This window comes from Embleya sp. L77 (assembly GCF_055557415.1).
Genome location: NZ_CM145709.1, coordinates 2,387,348 through 2,404,172, shown reverse-complemented (window position 1 = coordinate 2,404,172; position 16,825 = coordinate 2,387,348). Strand labels below are relative to the sequence as shown.

Annotated in this window: 15 protein-coding genes; 9 read left to right on the top strand and 6 right to left on the bottom strand. The window is 72.2% G+C overall.

Annotation, left to right across the window (positions count from 1 at the left end):
* Positions 1-73 precede the first annotated feature (73 nt).
* Complete coding sequence (locus tag ACZOOI_RS09795) at positions 74-1,660, bottom strand: acyl-CoA carboxylase subunit beta (RefSeq protein WP_391585245.1); 1,587 nt, start codon at positions 1,658-1,660, stop codon at positions 74-76.
* Between the two features lie 103 nt (positions 1,661-1,763).
* On the opposite strand from ACZOOI_RS09795, the gene ACZOOI_RS09790 reads away from it, so the two are divergent.
* A complete protein-coding gene (locus ACZOOI_RS09790; RefSeq protein WP_391585244.1) occupies positions 1,764-2,582 on the top strand; it encodes a biotin--[acetyl-CoA-carboxylase] ligase in 819 nt (272 codons plus the stop codon).
* 11 nt (positions 2,583-2,593) lie between these two features.
* Here the strand turns inward: ACZOOI_RS09790 and ACZOOI_RS09785 are convergent, their stop codons facing one another.
* The gene (locus ACZOOI_RS09785) at positions 2,594-3,145 is read right to left on the bottom strand and encodes a transposase (protein WP_465280337.1); all 552 of its coding nucleotides are present in this window, start codon (positions 3,143-3,145) and stop codon (positions 2,594-2,596) included.
* A complete protein-coding gene (locus ACZOOI_RS09780; RefSeq protein WP_465280336.1) occupies positions 3,118-3,711 on the bottom strand; it encodes a helix-turn-helix domain-containing protein in 594 nt (197 codons plus the stop codon). Before ACZOOI_RS09780 ends, ACZOOI_RS09785 begins: the two co-directional genes overlap by 28 nt.
* Before the next feature lie 364 nt (positions 3,712-4,075).
* Between ACZOOI_RS09780 and ACZOOI_RS09775 the strand changes: the two genes are divergently transcribed.
* Both ACZOOI_RS09775 and ACZOOI_RS09770 read left to right on the top strand, forming a co-directional pair.
* A complete protein-coding gene (locus ACZOOI_RS09775; protein ID WP_465280335.1) occupies positions 4,076-4,606 on the top strand; it encodes a PH domain-containing protein in 531 nt (176 codons plus the stop codon).
* Between the two features lie 58 nt (positions 4,607-4,664).
* Positions 4,665-5,756, top strand: a complete 1,092-nt coding sequence (locus ACZOOI_RS09770; RefSeq protein WP_391585242.1) for an adenylate/guanylate cyclase domain-containing protein — start codon at positions 4,665-4,667, stop codon at positions 5,754-5,756.
* A 28-nt stretch (positions 5,757-5,784) separates the two neighbouring features.
* Here ACZOOI_RS09770 and ACZOOI_RS09765 read toward each other — a convergent pair whose 3' ends face one another.
* Positions 5,785-6,180 (bottom strand): SRPBCC family protein, encoded by a 396-nt coding sequence (locus ACZOOI_RS09765; protein WP_391585241.1) that lies wholly within the window; start codon positions 6,178-6,180, stop codon positions 5,785-5,787.
* A gap of 459 nt (positions 6,181-6,639) precedes the next feature.
* Here ACZOOI_RS09765 and ACZOOI_RS09760 point away from each other — a divergent pair, with 459 nt between their 5' ends.
* Positions 6,640-8,355: a sensor domain-containing diguanylate cyclase gene (locus tag ACZOOI_RS09760; protein WP_465280334.1), complete on the top strand. Its 1,716-nt coding sequence runs from the start codon at positions 6,640-6,642 to the stop codon at positions 8,353-8,355.
* A gap of 54 nt (positions 8,356-8,409) precedes the next feature.
* Here the strand turns inward: ACZOOI_RS09760 and fdhD are convergent, their stop codons facing one another.
* Complete coding sequence (fdhD, locus tag ACZOOI_RS09755; RefSeq protein ID WP_465280333.1) at positions 8,410-9,255, bottom strand: formate dehydrogenase accessory sulfurtransferase FdhD; 846 nt, start codon at positions 9,253-9,255, stop codon at positions 8,410-8,412.
* A gap of 201 nt (positions 9,256-9,456) precedes the next feature.
* Here fdhD and hutH point away from each other — a divergent pair, with 201 nt between their 5' ends.
* Positions 9,457-10,989 (top strand): histidine ammonia-lyase, encoded by a 1,533-nt coding sequence (gene hutH / locus ACZOOI_RS09750; RefSeq protein ID WP_465281159.1) that lies wholly within the window; start codon positions 9,457-9,459, stop codon positions 10,987-10,989.
* A gap of 153 nt (positions 10,990-11,142) precedes the next feature.
* Positions 11,143-12,003, top strand: coding sequence for a MurR/RpiR family transcriptional regulator (locus ACZOOI_RS09745; RefSeq protein ID WP_465280332.1), 861 nt, complete (start codon positions 11,143-11,145; stop codon positions 12,001-12,003).
* Positions 12,004-12,076: 73 nt separating this feature from the next.
* On the opposite strand, the gene ACZOOI_RS09740 is transcribed toward ACZOOI_RS09745, so the two are convergent.
* Positions 12,077-12,403 (bottom strand): hypothetical protein, encoded by a 327-nt coding sequence (locus tag ACZOOI_RS09740; protein WP_465280331.1) that lies wholly within the window; start codon positions 12,401-12,403, stop codon positions 12,077-12,079.
* A gap of 207 nt (positions 12,404-12,610) precedes the next feature.
* Between ACZOOI_RS09740 and hutU the strand changes: the two genes are divergently transcribed.
* From hutU to ACZOOI_RS09725, 3 genes are read left to right on the top strand one after another with little or no spacing between them, the layout of a single operon-like run.
* Entirely contained in the window at positions 12,611-14,284 is a 1,674-nt protein-coding gene (gene hutU / locus ACZOOI_RS09735; protein WP_396005032.1) for a urocanate hydratase, read from the top strand.
* A 17-nt stretch (positions 14,285-14,301) separates the two neighbouring features.
* Positions 14,302-15,489: an allantoate amidohydrolase gene (locus ACZOOI_RS09730; RefSeq protein WP_465281158.1), complete on the top strand. Its 1,188-nt coding sequence runs from the start codon at positions 14,302-14,304 to the stop codon at positions 15,487-15,489.
* On the top strand, positions 15,486-16,823 hold the full coding sequence (locus ACZOOI_RS09725; RefSeq protein ID WP_465280330.1) for a formimidoylglutamate deiminase: 1,338 nt from the start codon (positions 15,486-15,488) through the stop codon (positions 16,821-16,823). Before ACZOOI_RS09730 ends, ACZOOI_RS09725 begins: the two co-directional genes overlap by 4 nt.
* Positions 16,824-16,825 lie beyond the last annotated feature (2 nt).

Genomic DNA, 16,825 nt, shown 5'->3' with positions numbered 1-16,825 from the left:
ACCGAGCCGGCCCGCGACGCACGCGCCGGGGACCGACTCGGTGTGGTCCGACTTGCCGAGGGATGTTGCCGTCCTACAGCGGGATGTTGCCGTGCTTCTTCGGCGGCAGCGTCTCGCGCTTGCCGCGCAGCGCCCGCAGCGCCTTGACCACGTGCGCCCGGGTCGAGGACGGCCGGATGACCGCGTCCACGTAGCCGCGCTCGGCGGCCACGTACGGGTTGCACAGCGTGTCCTCGTACTCCTGGATCAGCCGCGCGCGGGTCGCCTCGGGATCGTCGGCGGCGGCGATCGTGCGCCGGTGCAGGATGTTGGCCGCGCCCTGCGCGCCCATCACCGCGATCTGCGCGGTCGGCCAGGCCAGGTTGACGTCCGCGCCCAGGTGCTTGGAGCCCATCACGTCGTACGCGCCGCCGTACGCCTTGCGGGTGATGATGGTGACCAGCGGCACGGTGGCCTCGGCGTACGCGTAGATCAGCTTCGCGCCGCGGCGGATGATGCCGTTCCACTCCTGGTCGGTGCCGGGAAGGAAGCCGGGCACGTCCACGAAGGTCAACACCGGGATGTTGAACGCGTCGCAGGTGCGCACGAAGCGGGCGGCCTTCTCGGACGCGTCGATGTCCAGCGTGCCGGCGAACTGCATCGGCTGGTTCGCCACGATGCCCACGGACCGACCCTCGACCCGGCCGAAGCCGACCACGATGTTCGGCGCGAACAGCGGCTGGACCTCCAGGAAGTCCGCGTCGTCCAGGACGTGCTCGATCACCGTGTGGATGTCGTACGGCTGGTTCGCCGAGTCCGGGATCAGCGTGTCCAGGTCGCGGTCGAAGTCCGTGGTCTCCAGGTCGGCGGCCTCGTCGAAGGACGGGGCCTCCTCCAGGTTGTTGCTCGGCAGGTAGGACAGCAGGCCCTTGACGTAGTCCAGCGCGTCCTTCTCGTCCGCGCCCATGTAGTGCGCGTTGCCGGACTTGCTGTTGTGCGTGCGGGCGCCGCCGAGGTCCTCCATCGTGACGTCCTCGCCGGTGACCGTCTTGATCACGTCGGGACCGGTGATGAACATCTGCGAGGTCTGGTCGACCATCACGACGAAGTCGGTGAGCGCGGGCGAGTAGACGTGGCCGCCGGCCGCGGCGCCCATGATCAGCGAGATCTGCGGGATGACGCCGGAGGCGATCACGTTGCGGCGGAAGATCTCGCCGTACAGGCCGAGCGAGACGACACCCTCCTGGATGCGCGCGCCGCCGCCCTCGTTGATGCCCACCAGCGGGACACCGGTCTTGATCGCGAGGTCCTGGATCTTGACGATCTTCTCGCCGTACACCTCGCCCAGGCTGCCCCCGAACACGGTGACGTCCTGCGAGAACACGCACACGTGGCGACCGTCGACCGTGCCGGAACCGGTCACCACACCGTCCCCGTAGGGGCGGTTGCTCTCCAGGCCGAAGTTGGTGGAGCGGTGCCGGGCGAACTCGTCGAGTTCGACGAACGAGCCCTCGTCGAGCAGATACTCGATCCGCTCACGCGCGGTCATCTTGCCCTTGGCGTGCTGCTTCTCGACCGCCCGGGCGCTTCCCGCGTGTACCGCCTCGTCGATACGACGCTCGAGGTCGGCCAGCTTCCCGGCGGTGGTGTGGATGTCGGGCTCGCCCTGTACTGGGTCCATCGTGCTGGCTCCTGTCACGTCGAACGGCGGCGATCGGTAGCGTATCCGCGCCACGCCGGCGACCATCACCGCCCTGCCTCGCAGTGCCTTCTAGGGTGATCGGATGGACTCTCCTTTCACGGACCTGGACCGCCCTCCGCTGCGTGAGGCGGCGCTGCGCCGGGCCCTGCTGGTACCCGGCGGGCTGTGGCGCGAGGTCGACGTCGTGCCCGAGACCGGATCGACCAACGCCGACCTCGCCCGGCGGGCCGACGAGGCGGAGGGGCTGGTACTGGTCGCCGAGTCGCAGCTGGCCGGCAAGGGCCGGCTGGACCGGCGCTGGAGCGCGCCGCCGCGTTCGGGCATCGCGATGTCGGTGACGCTGGCGCCGGACGAGGTGCCGGTCGCGCGCTGGGGCTGGTTGCCGCTGCTCGCCGGGGTCGCCGCGGCCTCGGCGGTGTCCCGGGTGACCGGCGTGGACGCACGGCTGAAGTGGCCCAACGACCTGCTGGTGGGCGAACGCAAGCTGGCCGGGATCCTGGCCGAGCGGGCCGGCGCCGGGGTGGTCCTGGGGATCGGTCTGAACGTCTCGCTGCGCGAGGAGGAACTGCCGGTCCCGACCGCGACCTCGCTCGCGCTGGCCGGCGCCGAGAGCACCGATCGGGATCCGATCCTGCGCGCGATCCTGCGCGAGTTGGAGGAGTGGTACACCCGCTGGCGGCTGGCCGGCGGCGACGCGCGCACGAGCGGCCTGCTCACCGCCTACACCGACGCGTGCGCCACGATCGGCCGCCGGGTGCGGGTCGAACTGCCCGCCGACCGCACCCTGGAGGGCCCGGCCACCGGCATCGACGAGGACGGCCGCCTCCTGGTCACCACCTCGGAAGGCCCCACCGCGGTGGGCGCCGGCGACGTCGTCCACGTCCGCCCGACCGCCGACTAGTGCTGCGTTCCTCAAAGGGTGTACTCGAACCGGCGCCGTAGCGTGCGGGTCGGTGGGGCCGGTCTGCCCCAGATCCAAGGTCTGGCACGGGCGTTGAGTTGGAACGTCGCGAGGGTCGTGGCCTGCGCGATGTCGGAGGGGTTGGAAAACGAGCGGCCTGCCAGTGCCGCCTTGCGGAAGATGCGCCACCACCCCTCCTGCAGGTTCAACCAACAGGCTCCGACCGGCACGAAGACATGTTGGATCCTGGGATGATCAAGGAGCCATTCCCGGGTGGAAAAGCTGTTGTGGGAGGAGAGGTTGTCCGTGACGACCACGATGTCGCCGGTGGGGTTGGCGTCCTCGACGAGTTGGAGGAACCGCTGGTAGAAGACGCTGTTGCGCGAGGATGCGGTCATCGTGACCTCGGTTCCGTCGCGGACCCGCAGGCCGCCGTAGACCCAGGTCTTCTCCGGCCCGCGGCCGTAGTCGAGTTCGTTCTTGATGCGGTGTCCGTCCGGCGACCAACCCGGCGCCGGTGGGAACGCGCGCGGGATCACCGGGCCGAGTTCGTCGGCGCACACGACCGTGACGCCTTCGGGCGGGTTGGTGTAGAGCTCGACGATCCGCGTCCTTTTCCCGCGAAGTCCGGGTCCCTCGACCGGACCCACGACCGCGTGCGGCGCCACCGAACCCCCTCGGCGAGCAGGATCCTGCGGACCTGGGAACGGCTCACCGCAATGCCCATCCTCCCGGCCTCGGCGGCCAGGGCGTCCAACGTCCACTCCGGCGGCCCCGACTCGTCCGCCGCCCACATGTCACCGCACGGCTGCATCTCCAAGCGGCCGGGCGGGATCAGCCCGACCAAGGCGACGATCCGGGACCGCTCGGCCTCGGTGATCCGCCGTTTGCGGCCGCACCCGGGCCGGTTGCCGAGGCCGTCCAGGCCCTGTTCGTAGAAGCGGTGCAGCCACCGCCGCACGGTCTTCGCATCGCACCCCACCCGAGCGGCAACCTGCGGCACGCGCAGGCCTTCCCAGCTCAGCGTGACGATCCTCGCCCGCAGGATCCAGTCGCCCGGCGCGTGACGCGCACCTGCCAACCGCCGGACCCTCTTCTCCTCGTCCCCGTCCACGGGTTGACGGGCCATCAGAAACTTCGGCACCACACTCGCCCCCGAGCAGCCGAAATACCACTGTTTGACCACTACTTACCCGCCCAAAGCGGAACCTAGCACTAGGCCCTGCCCGGCGGAACCCGGTGGGCCGCGCCGCCGGCCCGTCGGGCTGCCGGCTGCGCCCGTCTCGCCGTACCGGGAACAGCCGAATCAGTCCGCCCGTCTCCCCGACCCGGCGTCGCGAGGCCGTCCCGGCCCGCCCCTCGCCCGAATCCCGCAGCCTTCCCACCTCGCGCAACCGGTGGGCGGGTGGGCGCAAAAACCCGTGCCTTCGGCACGCCTCCCGGCCTCCTGCCCAAGGGACCCGCACAATCGTGGTGACTCACCAGGAGGCCCGGTGTTCACAACCACAGCCGAGGTCGACGACGACACACTCTTCGTCGTGCGCCCGCACTGGAAGCACCTCGTTCGCCCCGCCCTGGCCCTGTTCGCCACCGTCGCCGTCACCGGCTTCCTCGCCGCGCTGACCCCGCCGGACGCCGCCCGCGGCTGGATCCAACCCGCCGTGCTCCTGGCCGGACTCGCGGTCCTGGTCCGCTGGAGCGTCGCGCCGTGGCTGGCCTGGCTGGGCACGCTGTACTCGGTCGCGGCCGATCGTCTGACGGTGCGTACCGGCACGCTCACCCGGGAGATCCGGGTGGTGCCGTTCGCCCGCGTGGAGGACGTACTGATCGAGCACGAGTCGTTCGTGGACCGGATGCTCGGCGCGGGCACCGTCGTACTGGTCCCCGTCGGTGACCGGGAACAGCTCGAACTGCCGGGCCTGCCCCACGTGGTGCGGTTGCAGAGCGAGCTTCTCGTGCTCGTGGAGCGGGCCGCCGACGGGCGGAGGAAGCAGCTGGCACCGCCCGACCCCGAACCTTTGTGACCCCCGACACGTAGTGTGGCTCCGACGAGACCATCCTTCGCACACCCGGTGGAGCCACATGCCCGAGGAACGGACCCGCGTGGAGCCCGGCGCGGGCGCCGGGGCCGACGCGGCCGATCAGCACCCCCTGCCCGACCTTTCCGACCTGGAGGCGGTCAACAACACGATCGCCGACGTCGAGCAGGTCGTGCTGGGCGCCCCCCGGCGATACACCTCCGGCCAGGTCGCCGACCTGGTCGGGGTGCCCCTCGACGAGGCCCGCAGGTTGTGGCGCGGCCTGGGCTTCGCCGATTTCGGCCCGGCTCGCGCGTTCACCGACGCCGACGTCGCGGCGCTCAAGCACCTGCGCGAGCTGACCGAGTCCGGGCTGTTGCCGGCCACCGTCGCGGCCCAGTTCGTGCGCTCGGTGGGCCAGACCATGGCCCGCTTCGCCGAATGGCAGACCGAGGCGTGGGTGGAGTACATCGGCAACGAGCTCACCGGCAGCCGCTCCGAGCAGGTGGTCACCACCGCCGGCGACGTGATGCTCGAACTCGAACCGCTGGTCATCTACGCCTGGCGGCGTCACCTGGCCGCGGCCAGCTCGCGGGCGATGCAGGGGCTGACCGATCCGCAGACGGTGGGCCAGTCGCTGGCCGTCGGCTTCGCCGACCTGGTCGGCTTCACCCGGCTGTCGCGCAATCTGGAGGAGGCCGAGCTCGGCCGGCTCGTGCAGACCTTCGAGGACACCGCCGTCGACGTGATCGCCGAACAGGGCGGCCGGCTGGTCAAGACGCTGGGCGACGAGGTGTTGTTCGTGACCTTCTCGCCGGACTCGGCGGTCGAACTGGGTCTGCGCCTGGTCGAGGCGATGGCCCAGGAGGAGATCCTGCCCGCGCTGCGGGTGGGCATCGCGTACGGCCATGTGCTCTCCCGGATGGGCGACGTGTTCGGCACCACGGTCAATCTGGCCAGCCGGTTGACCGCGCTCAGCCCCAAGGACGCGGTGGTGGTCGATCGCGAGCTGGCCGCGGCCCTGGAGGGCGACAACCGCTACGAGCTGCACCCGATGTGGCGCCGGCCGGTGCGCGGCCTGGGCCTGGTCGAACCCTGGACGGTGTGCCGCCCGGGCACCCCGCTGCCCGACCCGCTCGGCGCGACCGGCGGTTGAGGCCGGCGTCCGACCCCTCGCGGTGCGATCAGTCGAACGTTTCGCGCAGCGTGCGCAGCGCGGGCCGCATCACCTGGTGTTCGAGTTCGCGCAGCACCGCGAGTTGTTCGGTCGGTGTGCTCTCGAACCGTACCGACCACACCACCAGGCACATCGTGCCGCCCGCGATCGACTCCAGCGCGAGCCGGCCCAGCAGCGGCAGACCGTCGAGTGCCCGGTAGGTATAGGTGTGTGCGCCCGGGTCGTGCGAGATCAGCCGCTCGCGCACGGTCGAGCCGTCGGGCCTGCGTACGCATCGCTCGCCCCGGGAGTGTTCGTCGACCGGCCAGGGGTACCAGCCGGACGGATCCTCGAAGTCTCCTACTGCCTCCCAGATCCGGACGGCCGGTATGTCGATCGCGGCGATGACGGAAAGCGTGGGCACGCGTCGCTCCTTCGGACTGTGCCCGCGACCGTACTCTTTCGGCCGCGATCCCGGGAGCCCTCCACGCTCTCTTCACAACCACGTGTCCTTGTCCCCACAGCTGCGCTACGGAGCGGACACGGGGCGTTGCGGGCACGAGGCACAGGAGTAATGTGCGCAGGACGCGAAGCCGGGTATACAAGCGCTTCGCTCGCATCGGAGCGAGCCCCCGGGCTCGCGCGCGGGTGTCTCGGCACGAATACCGGCGCCGACCGGCACCGGCAACAGGAACGCACGCGAACGGCGACCCGTCGAGGTGGCGGCATGACGCGGGTGCACGTTGCCGTAAATCGGGCAATACATGACATATCCTCTGGTCTCGGTGCTGGTGGATTGGGGGTGAGGACAGTAGCTTCGCGACCCGATTCGAGCGCTCCCGAAACGGAGGGCTCGGGCGGCACATCCGACGATCTGCCCGGCATGCCGGGCGACACGTGTCCGGAACCCATCGCCTTGGTCGAAGGTCCGGACGCGGCCCGCAGGCTGCACGCGATCATCCATCTGGCCAAGACGCTCGCCACGACCCACCACTTCTCCGAGGTGGTCCGGGTGTCCGCGACCCAGGCCCGATTGGCGATGGGGGCCGCCCACGCCTCGATCTCGGTCTGGGAGCGGGACACCGGGCGCCTGCGGGTACTGGTCAACGACGGCGAACTCGCCGAGGGCGAGGAGCCGCTGCCCGCCGCGGAGACGTATCCGGTCACCGACTTCCCGGACATCATCGAGTCCAAGGCGTGGCCGACCACGTGGTCGCGCTGTGTGGACGATCCCGAGCACGCGCGCGATCGGGAGCGGGTCGCGGCGATGCTCCGCCGGGGCCGGCACGACTGCATGGTCGCGCCGATCATGGTCGAGGGTCGGGTGTGGGGCGAGCTGTATCTGGCCCGGCGCTGCGACCAGCCGCGCTTCGAGCCGGTGGACGCCGAGTTCGCCGGGGTGCTGGCCGCGCAGATCTCGGCCGGCCTCGCCCAGGCCGAACACTTCGAGCGGATCGAGAAGCTGGCCTTCACCGATCCGCTGACCGGGCTGGCCAACCGGCGTGCGATCGACGCCCGGCTGGACGAGGCGATGGCCCGGCACTACCGCGACGGCGTGGTGGTCAGCCTGATCGTCTGCGACGTCAACGGCCTCAAGCGACTCAACGACGAACGTGGTCACGACGTCGGCGACCGGCTCCTGGAGCGGTTCGCCGACCAGCTCTCCGCGTGCGGCGCGATGTTGCCCGGGGCGATGGCCGCCCGGCTCGGCGGCGACGAGTTCTGCGTGCTCGCCGAGGGCTATCCGCCGGACGACGTGGTCGCGGTCGCCGAGGAACTGTGTCGACGCGCGCTGCGGATGCACGACGGCGAGGGCGTGGCCTGCGGCGTGGCCTCCACCGGCGACCCGGTGGGCCCGGTGACCAGCGCGGATCGCCTGTTCCGGCTAGCCGACGCGGCGCAGTACCGGGCCAAGGGCTCGCGCTCGACCCGGCCGGTGGTCGCCGGACGCGGCCAGCAACCCGACCTGACCCTGTCGCTGGCGAGCGAGGCGCAGGAGGAGGCGGAGACCGAGGGCCCCGGCCCGCACCGCGACCGGCGCCGTTTCCGCGGCGCGCTGCACAACGCCGAACCCGGCCGACTGCTCGCGGCGGTACTCGCCGTCCTGGACGAGCGCGAGCCCAAGAGCGTGCACCGCGCGGACACGCTGGGCCGGCTGGAAATCGTCGCCGACACCTTCGCGCGGATGCTGGACGGCGTCGCGTGGTGGGTGTCCTACCTGCCGCCGGGCGGCCGGGTGCTGCGCACGGTGCGCTATTCGATCCACCGACTCACCGGAGTGCAGAGCGAATCGGGGTCGCGCTACGACGCGGTCGCCGCCGAATACGACCTGGCGCACTACCCGGCCACGGCGCACGCGGTGCAGGGCGGCAGCTTCGTCGCCGAACTGGGCGACCCGGGCACCGACCCGGCCGAGGAGGACCTGCTCCTGGTCGGCGGCTACAAGGCGATGGTCGCCGCCGGCGGCAGCAACGCGGCGGGCGGCTGGCTGGTCGAGATCTACGCCGACGACCTGAGCCTGAGCGTCACCGGGCTGGCCCCGGTGCTGCGCGCGCTGGTCGCGGTCGCGCTGACCGGGGGCGCCTCGCTCCCGGAGTGACCGAAGCGACCGAAGCGACCGGGCCGCGGTCGGTCCCGGCCGGGCTTCGGACGATCAGGCCGACGCCTCGCGCCGCGCCGTCACCCGATCCGGACGGCTGTACACGTTGGCCGAGCGCCCGCGCAGGAAGCCGACCAGGGTCACCCCCGCGTCCGCGGCCAGGTCCACCGCCAGTCCGGACGGGGCGGACACCGCCGCCATCACCGGCACCCCCGCCATCGCGGCCTTCTGGGTCAGCTCGAAGGAGGCCCGACCGCTCACCATCAGCACCTGCCCGGCCAGCGGCAACCGCCCCTCGCGCAGCGCCCAGCCGACCACCTTGTCCACCGCGTTGTGCCGACCCACGTCCTCGCGCACGCACACCATCTCGCCGGCTGCCGTGAACAGGCCGGCCGCGTGCAGGCCGCCGGTGCTGGCGAACACCTTCTGCGCCGCGCGCAGCCGATCCGGCAGCGCGTACAGCACCTCCGCGTCCACCCGCACCTCGTCCGCGTGCACGTCGAAGCGGGACATCTTGCGCAGGCCGTCGATGCCGGTGCTGCCGCAGATCCCGCACGAGCTGGACGTCCACACGCCGCGCATCAGACCCGGGTCCGGGGCGGGCACGTGCGGCGCGAGCACCGCGTCGACCACGTTGTAGGTGTTGTGGCCGTCCTCGTCGGTGCCCGCGCAGTAGCGCATCGCGGTCAGATCCTCGGCCGCGCCGATCACGCCCTCGGCCGCCAGGAATCCGGCGACCAGGTCGAAGTCGTCGCCCGGGGTGCGCATGGTCACCGTGATGGTGCGCCCGCCGATCCGGATGTCGAGCGGCTCCTCGGCGACGAGCGTGTCGGTGCGCGTAACGGCCGGTGCGTCGCCGCCCAGCCGCAGGACCTTGTGGCGAGAGGTGACCCGACCCACGGCACTGCCTTTCCTCGATCCGTTCCGGGCGGGCGGATCCGCTCCGGAGGGCACACGCAGCGAACGCCCACCACGAGCGGAACGTGCCGTACGCCTCCCGGAACGGTAGTCGGCCCTGGCGTTGTCGTGATCCATGCACATAATGATCGAGTGAATAACGATCTGCACAGCGCCCCCGAAACCGCCCCCGCCACCGTCTCGATCGGCGAGGCCGGGATGTCCCCGCAGGACGTCCTCGCGGTCGCCCGCGCCGGCGCACGCGTCGAACTCACCGAACGTGCGATCAAGGCGATGGCCACCTCCCGCGCGGTGGTCGAGGGACTCGCCGCGCGCACCGAACCCGTGTACGGGGTGTCCACCGGCTTCGGCGCGCTCGCCGTCCGGCACATCAGCCCGGAACTGCGCACCCGGCTCCAGCACTCGCTGGTGCGCTCGCACGCTGCCGGAATGGGCCCGCGGGTGGAGGACGAGGTGGTCCGCGCGCTCATGCTGCTGCGGCTCAAGACCTTGTGCTCGGGCCGCACCGGGGTGCGGCCGATCGTCGCGCAGACCATGGCCGGGCTGCTCAACGCGGGCATCACACCGGTGGTCCGCGAGTTCGGCTCGCTCGGTTGCAGCGGCGACCTGGCCCCGCTGGCGCACTGCGCACTCGTGCTCACCGGCGAGGGCGAGGCGTCCGGCCCCGACGGCGTGGTGCGGCCCGCCGCCGAACTGCTCGCCGCCGCCGGCCTGGAGCCGATCGAGCTCAAGGAGAAGGAGGGCCTGGCCCTGATCAACGGCACCGACGGCATGCTCGGCATGTTGTTGATGGCCGGGGCCGACCTCGCCCGCCTGTTCACCACCGCCGACATCACCGCGGCGATGACCATGGAGGCGCTGCTGGGCACCTCCCGCGTGCTCGACCCGGCGCTGCACGCCATCCGCCCGCACCCGGGCCAGGCGGCCAGCGCGGCCAACATGCTGCGCGTGCTCGACGGTTCGGCGCTGACCGGGCACCACCAGGACGCGGCGCCGCGCGTACAGGACGCCTACTCGGTGCGCTGCGCGCCGCAGGTCGCGGGCGCCGGCCGGGACACCCTCGCACACGCGCTGCTGGTCGCCGACCGCGAACTCGCCGCCGCCGTGGACAACCCGGTGATCCTGGAGGACGGCCGGATCGAGTCGAACGGCAACTTCCACGGCGCCCCGGTCGGCTACGTGCTCGACTTCCTCGCCGTCGCGGTCGCCGACCTCGGCTCGATCGCCGAACGCCGCACCGACCGCCTGCTCGACCCCTCCCGCTCGCACGGGCTGCCCGCGTTCCTGGCCGACGACCCCGGCGTCGACTCCGGCCTGATGATCGCCCAGTACACCCAGGCCGCGTTGGTCTCCGAGTGCAAGCGGCTGGCGATGCCCGCCTCGGCCGACTCGATCCCCAGCTCGGCGATGCAGGAGGACCACGTCTCGATGGGCTGGAGCGCGGCCCGCAAGCTGCGCCGTGCGATCGACAACCTCAACCGCATCCTCGCCATCGAGCTCACCACCGCCGCCCGCGCCCTGGACATGCGGGTGGCCGCCGGCCTGGGCGCCCCCGCACCCGCCACCGCCGCAGTGATCGCCGCGCTGCGGGCGAGCGGCGGCGAAGGGGTGGGCCCGGACCGCTTCCTGGCCCCCGACCTGGAGGCCGCCGACGCCTTCGTCCGGGCCGGCAAGGTGATCGAGGCCGCCGCGGCTGCGGTCGGCGAGCTGAACTGACCCGAGCGGGCTGAACTGACCTCACGTCAGATCAGGCAGGATTACCTGACGCGGACCGCCGCCCCGGGCGGCGGTCCGTGCCTTTCAGCAGTGCCCGAGCCACCTCCGCCACCCGGTGGGCGCGGCCGAGCGACGCCCCAGCAGCGAGGAGACATGTCGGTGGCCGACGACGACGCGAGCCCTTCCGCCCGCCTGCTCGCCCTCTTCGAGCGCCACCGGCTCACCCCCACCCAGCGTCGGATCGCCCACTGCCTGGTCCGGCACGCGGGCGAGGCGGTGTTCCTCTCCAGCGTCGAGGTGGCCCAGCTCGCCGGGGTCAGCCAGCCGTCGGTGACCCGGTTCGCGGTCGCGCTCGGCTTCGACGGCTATCCGGCGCTGCGCCGGCACCTGCGCGAACTCGGGCTGCCCACCACGCCCGAGTCCTCCGCCGAGGTGGACCGCAACGAGTACGTCGGCGCCGTGCACGCCGAGATCGCCAACCTGACCCGACTCGCCGACCAACTCGCCGACCCGGGCCCGATCGCGCACGCCGCCGCACTGCTCGCGCCCTCGCGCCCGCTGGTGGTGCTCGGCCTGCGCACCGGAATGGCGCCCGCGCGCGGCTTCGGCTACTTCGCGGCCAAGGTGTTGCCCGAGGTGCGCGTGCTGGACGAGGGCGGCTCGCTCCTGGTGGACCGGCTCGACCAGGCCCGCGCGGCGGGTGCGACCGGCCTGCTGTGCTTCGCGCTGCCGCGGTATCCGCGCGAGCTGGCCGAGGGCCTGCGGGTCGCGCGCGAACTGGGCATGCGGATCGTCACCGTCACCGACAGCCCGTTCGCGCCGGCGGCGGCACTGTCCGACGCGGTGCTGATCGCGGGGGTCGGCTCGCAACTGGTCTTCGACTCGTACGGCGCGCCGATCCTGATGGGGCAGATCCTGCTCCAGGCGATGTGCGACATCGAGCCCGCGCGGGCGCAGGCTCGTTTGGAGGAGTTCGAGCGGCAGGCGGGCGAGCGCGGGTTGTTCGACGTGTGAGTGGCCCGGGGCGCCGGTCGGGGCCGCGAGCCTCGGCCGCGGCCGGCCCGTCGTCGCACGCCGGTCGGGCCGTTCAGCGCTGCCCGGTCCGCTTGCGGAGCGAGACGTGTTGCTCCGGCGTCGGCCGCCGGGTCGGTCCGCGCTGCGCCGGCATGAGCGAGATCGCGCCCAGCATGGCCAGCACGCCGACGATCGCCGCGCCGCCCGCGATCAGCGCGGTGTCCCGATAGCGCGGGATGCTGAGCAGGAAGCCGCCGGTGCACAGCAGCGCACCGGTCATCACCACCAGCGCCACCACGCCCGGCTCGCGCCCGCGGCCCCGCACCAGCATCACCAGGCCCGCGAACGCCACGAACGCGCCCAATGCGGTGATCGCCCAGAGCACCTCCTGCAGATCCATGCCGTCCGGCTACCCGGCGCCGGTCCGCGCCGACCACCGATCGCATGAAGTGGCACCGAATGGGTCAAGTCCCCCGATGTCGCGGTGCTCACGTCGCCGGCTCGGCCGGCTCTCTTGGCGACGCCTTGCAGAACAGATAGATTCACTCTCGAAGCGACTGAATGTTTTCATACAGAAATCGTGCACAGGGACAGAAGGGGCGCCGCCATGTCGGACCACACCGCAGGACCGCGCGAGGTGCGTGCACCACGCGGGAGCACGCTCACCACCCGCGGCTGGCAGCAGGAAGGCGCCCTGCGGATGTTGCTCAACAACCTCGACCCCGAGGTCGCCGAACACCCCGACAAGCTGGTCGTCTACGGCGGCACCGGCAAGGCGGCGCGGGACTGGCGCTCCTTCGAGGCGATCACCCGCACGCTGACCACGCTCAAGCAGGACGAGACGCTGCTCGTGCAGTCGGGCCGTCCGGTCGGCGTGATGCAGACCCACGAGTGGGCCCCGCGCGTCCTGATCGCCAACTCCAACCTGGTGCCCGACTGGGCCAACTGGGAGGAGTTCCGCCGGCTGGAGTCGGCCGGGCTGACCATGTACGGCCAGATGACCGCCGGCTCGTGGATCTACATCGGCACCCAGGGCATCCTCCAGGGCACCTACGAGACGTTCGCCGCGGTCGCGGCCAAGCGCTTCAACGGCACCCTCGAAGGCACCATCACGCTGACCGCCGGCCTCGGCGGCATGGGCGGCGCGCAGCCGCTGGCCGTGACCATGAACGGCGGCGTGGTCATCTGTATCGACTGCGACCCCTCGCGGATCGACCGCCGGATCGAGCACGGCTACTGCGACACCCGGGTCGAGACGCTGGACGCCGCGCTGCAGCTGGCGGTCGAGGCGCGCGACGCCCGCCGTCCGCTGTCCATCGGCCTGCTGGGCAACGCCGCCGAGCTGGTTCCGCAACTGCTCGCGATGGACGCGCCGATCGACATCGTCACCGACCAGACCTCGGCCCACGACCCGCTCGCCTACCTGCCGGTCGGCGTCGCGTTCGAGGACATGGCCGAGTACGCGCGCACCAAGCCCGCCGAGTTCACCGACCGCGCCCGCGAGTCGATGGCCCGCCACGTCGAGGCGATGGTCGGCTTCCAGGACAAGGGCGCCGAGGTCTTCGACTACGGCAACTCGATCCGCGGCGAGGCGCAACTGGCGGGCTACACCCGCGCGTTCGACTTCCCCGGCTTCGTCCCGGCGTACATCCGGCCGCTGTTCTGCGAGGGCAAGGGCCCGTTCCGCTGGGCCGCGCTCTCCGGCGACGCGCGCGACATCGCCAAGACCGACAAGGCCGTGCTGGAGCTGTTCCCGGAGAACGAGTCGCTGGCCCGCTGGATCAAGCTCGCCCAGGAGAAGGTGCACTTCCAGGGCCTGCCCGCGCGGATCTGCTGGCTGGGCTACGGCGAGCGGGACAAGGCCGGCGAGCGGTTCAACGACATGGTCGCCTCGGGCGAACTGGCCGCGCCGATCGTGATCGGCCGCGACCACCTCGACTGCGGCTCGGTGGCCAGCCCGTACCGGGAGACCGAGGGCATGCTCGACGGCTCCGACGCGATCGCCGACTGGCCGCTGCTGAACGCGATGGTCAACGTGGCCTCGGGCGCCTCGTGGGTGTCCATCCACCACGGCGGCGGGGTCGGCATCGGCCGCTCGATCCACGCCGGCCAGGTCACCGTCGCGGACGGCACGCCGCTGGCGGGCGAGAAGATCCGCCGGGTGCTCACCAACGACCCCGGCATGGGCGTGATCCGGCACGTGGACGCCGGCTACGACCACGCCGTCGACGTCGCGGACGAGCGCGGCGTGCGGGTGCCGATGCGCGAAGGCGACGCGTGAGCACCGGCTTCGAGGCCATGTGGCGCGACCTGCTTCCGGTGGGTCGCGCCACGACCGGCGGCTACCGCCGGTACGCGTGGACCGGCGCGGACGCGGAGTGCCGCGCCTGGTTTCGCGAACAGGCCGAGAACCGGAACCTGATCTACGAACAGGACCGCAACGGCAACCAGTGGGCGTGGACCGCGCCCGGCGCCGACGCGATCGTGATCGGCAGCCACCTGGACTCGGTGCCGGACGGCGGTGCCTACGACGGACCGCTCGGCGTGGTCTCCTCGTTCGCCGCACTGGACCTGCTGCGCGAGCGCGGCGCGGACTCGGCGCGCCCGCTGGGCATCGTCAACTTCGCCGACGAGGAGGGCGCCAGGTTCAACGTCGCCTGCGTCGGATCCCGGCTGTCCGCCGGGGTGCTGACGCCGGATCAGGCACGCGCGCTGAAGGACGCCGACGGGGTCTTCCTGGGCGATGCGATGGAGCGCGCCGGATTCGATCCGGCCGGGATCGGTGCCGACCCGGAACGACTGGGGCGGATCGCCGCATTCGTCGAACTGCACGTCGAGCAGGGCCGCGACCTGGTGCACCGCGACCGCGCGGTGGGCGTGGCCTCGGCGATCTGGCCGCACGGACGCTGGCGGTTCGACTTCCGCGGCGAGGCCAACCACGCGGGCACCACCCGCCTGGAGGACCGGCGCGACCCGATGCTGACCTACGCCAACACCGTGCTCGCGGCCCGCAAGAAGGCCCACCTCTCCGGAGCACTGGCCACCTTCGGCAAGGTCGACGCGCTGCCCGGTGCGGCCAACGCGATCGCCTCCGAGGTGCGCGGCTGGCTCGACTCGCGGGCCGCCGACGAGGACACCCTGGACGAACTGGTCGCGGAGATCATCCGGGCCGCAACCGAGCGCGGCGACCGGGACGGGGTCGACGTGCAGGTCACCCGCGAGTCGTTCACGCCGGTCGTCGAGTTCGAGGGCGCGCTGCGCGACCGGATCGCCAAGCAGCTCGGCGGCGCGCCGATCCTGCCCACCGGCGCCGGTCACGACGCGGGCATCCTGTCCGCGCACCTGCCCACCGCGATGTTGTTCGTGCGCAACCCGACCGGCGTGTCGCACTCGCCCGCGGAGAGCGCCGAGATGGTGGACTGCCTCGCGGGCGTCACGGCGCTCGCCGACGTGGTGACCGACCTGATGAGCGAGGACCTCGGGTGAGCGAGTACTGGTGTGAGCTGGTGCAGACCCGCACCGGCATCGAACGCGACGTGGTGCTGTCCATCGTGGACGGCCGGATCACCTCGGTCACCCCCGACCGTCCGGCGCCCCCGGGCGCCTCGGTGCTGCCCGGACTGACCCTCCCGGGCCTGGCCAACGCCCACTCGCACGCCTTCCACCGGGCGCTGCGCGGGCGTACCCAGACCGGCACCGGCACGTTCTGGACCTGGCGCGACCAGATGTACCAGGCCGCGGGCCGGCTGGACCCGGACAGCTACCTCGCGCTCGCGCGGGCGGTGTACGCCGAGATGGCACTCGCCGGGATCACCTCGGTCGGCGAGTTCCACTACCTGCACCACGGCCCGGACGGCACGCCCTACGCCGACCCCAACGCGATGGGCCACGCGCTGATCGAGGCGGCCCGCCAGGCCGGCATCCGGATCACCCTGCTGGACACCTGCTACCTGCACGGCGGCCTCACCGCCGACGGCTACCGGCCGTTGGAGGGCGTGCAGCGCCGATTCGGCGACGGCAGCTCGGACGCCTGGTATGAGCGCTGGGGCGCGCTGCGCGGCGACGACAACACCCGGATCGGCGCGGCCATCCACTCGGTTCGCGCCTTCGCCGCCAAGGACGACTACGCGACCTGGGCCGCCCGTACCGAAGGCGTCCCGGTGCATGTGCACCTGTCCGAGCAGCCCGCCGAGAACGCGGCGTGCGTCGCGCATCACGGGCTGACCCCCACCGGGCTCCTGGACGCGCACGGCTTCTGGAGCGCGAACGCGACGGCGGTGCACGCGACCCACCTCACCGACGCCGACATCGCCGCGCTGGCCCGGGCCGAGGCCGGCGTGTGCTTCTGCCCGACCACCGAGCGCGACCTCGCCGACGGCATCGGCCCGGCCGGCGAGCTGGCCCGGGCCGGGGTGCCGCTGTCCCTGGGCAGCGACAGCCAGGCGGTGATCGACCTGTTCGAGGAGGCCCGCGGGGTCGAGCTCGACGAGCGACTGCGCACCGGGCGGCGCGGCCACTTCACCTCCGCCGCCCTGCTCGCCTACGCCACCGCCACCGGCCACCGGGCGCTCGGCTGGGCCGACGCCGGCCGGATCGAGCCCGGCGCCCTCGCCGACCTGACCACGATCGGTCTGGACTCGGTACGCCTGGCCGGCACCGTCCCGCGCCTGGCCACCGAGGCGGCGGTGTTCGCGGCGACCGCGAGCGACGTCACGCACGTCATGGTCGGCGGACGCACCATCGTCCGCGACGGCGTGCACCAACTCGTGGACGCGGTCCCGCAGGCGCTGACCACGGCCGTGCACGGGCTGTTCGGCTGATC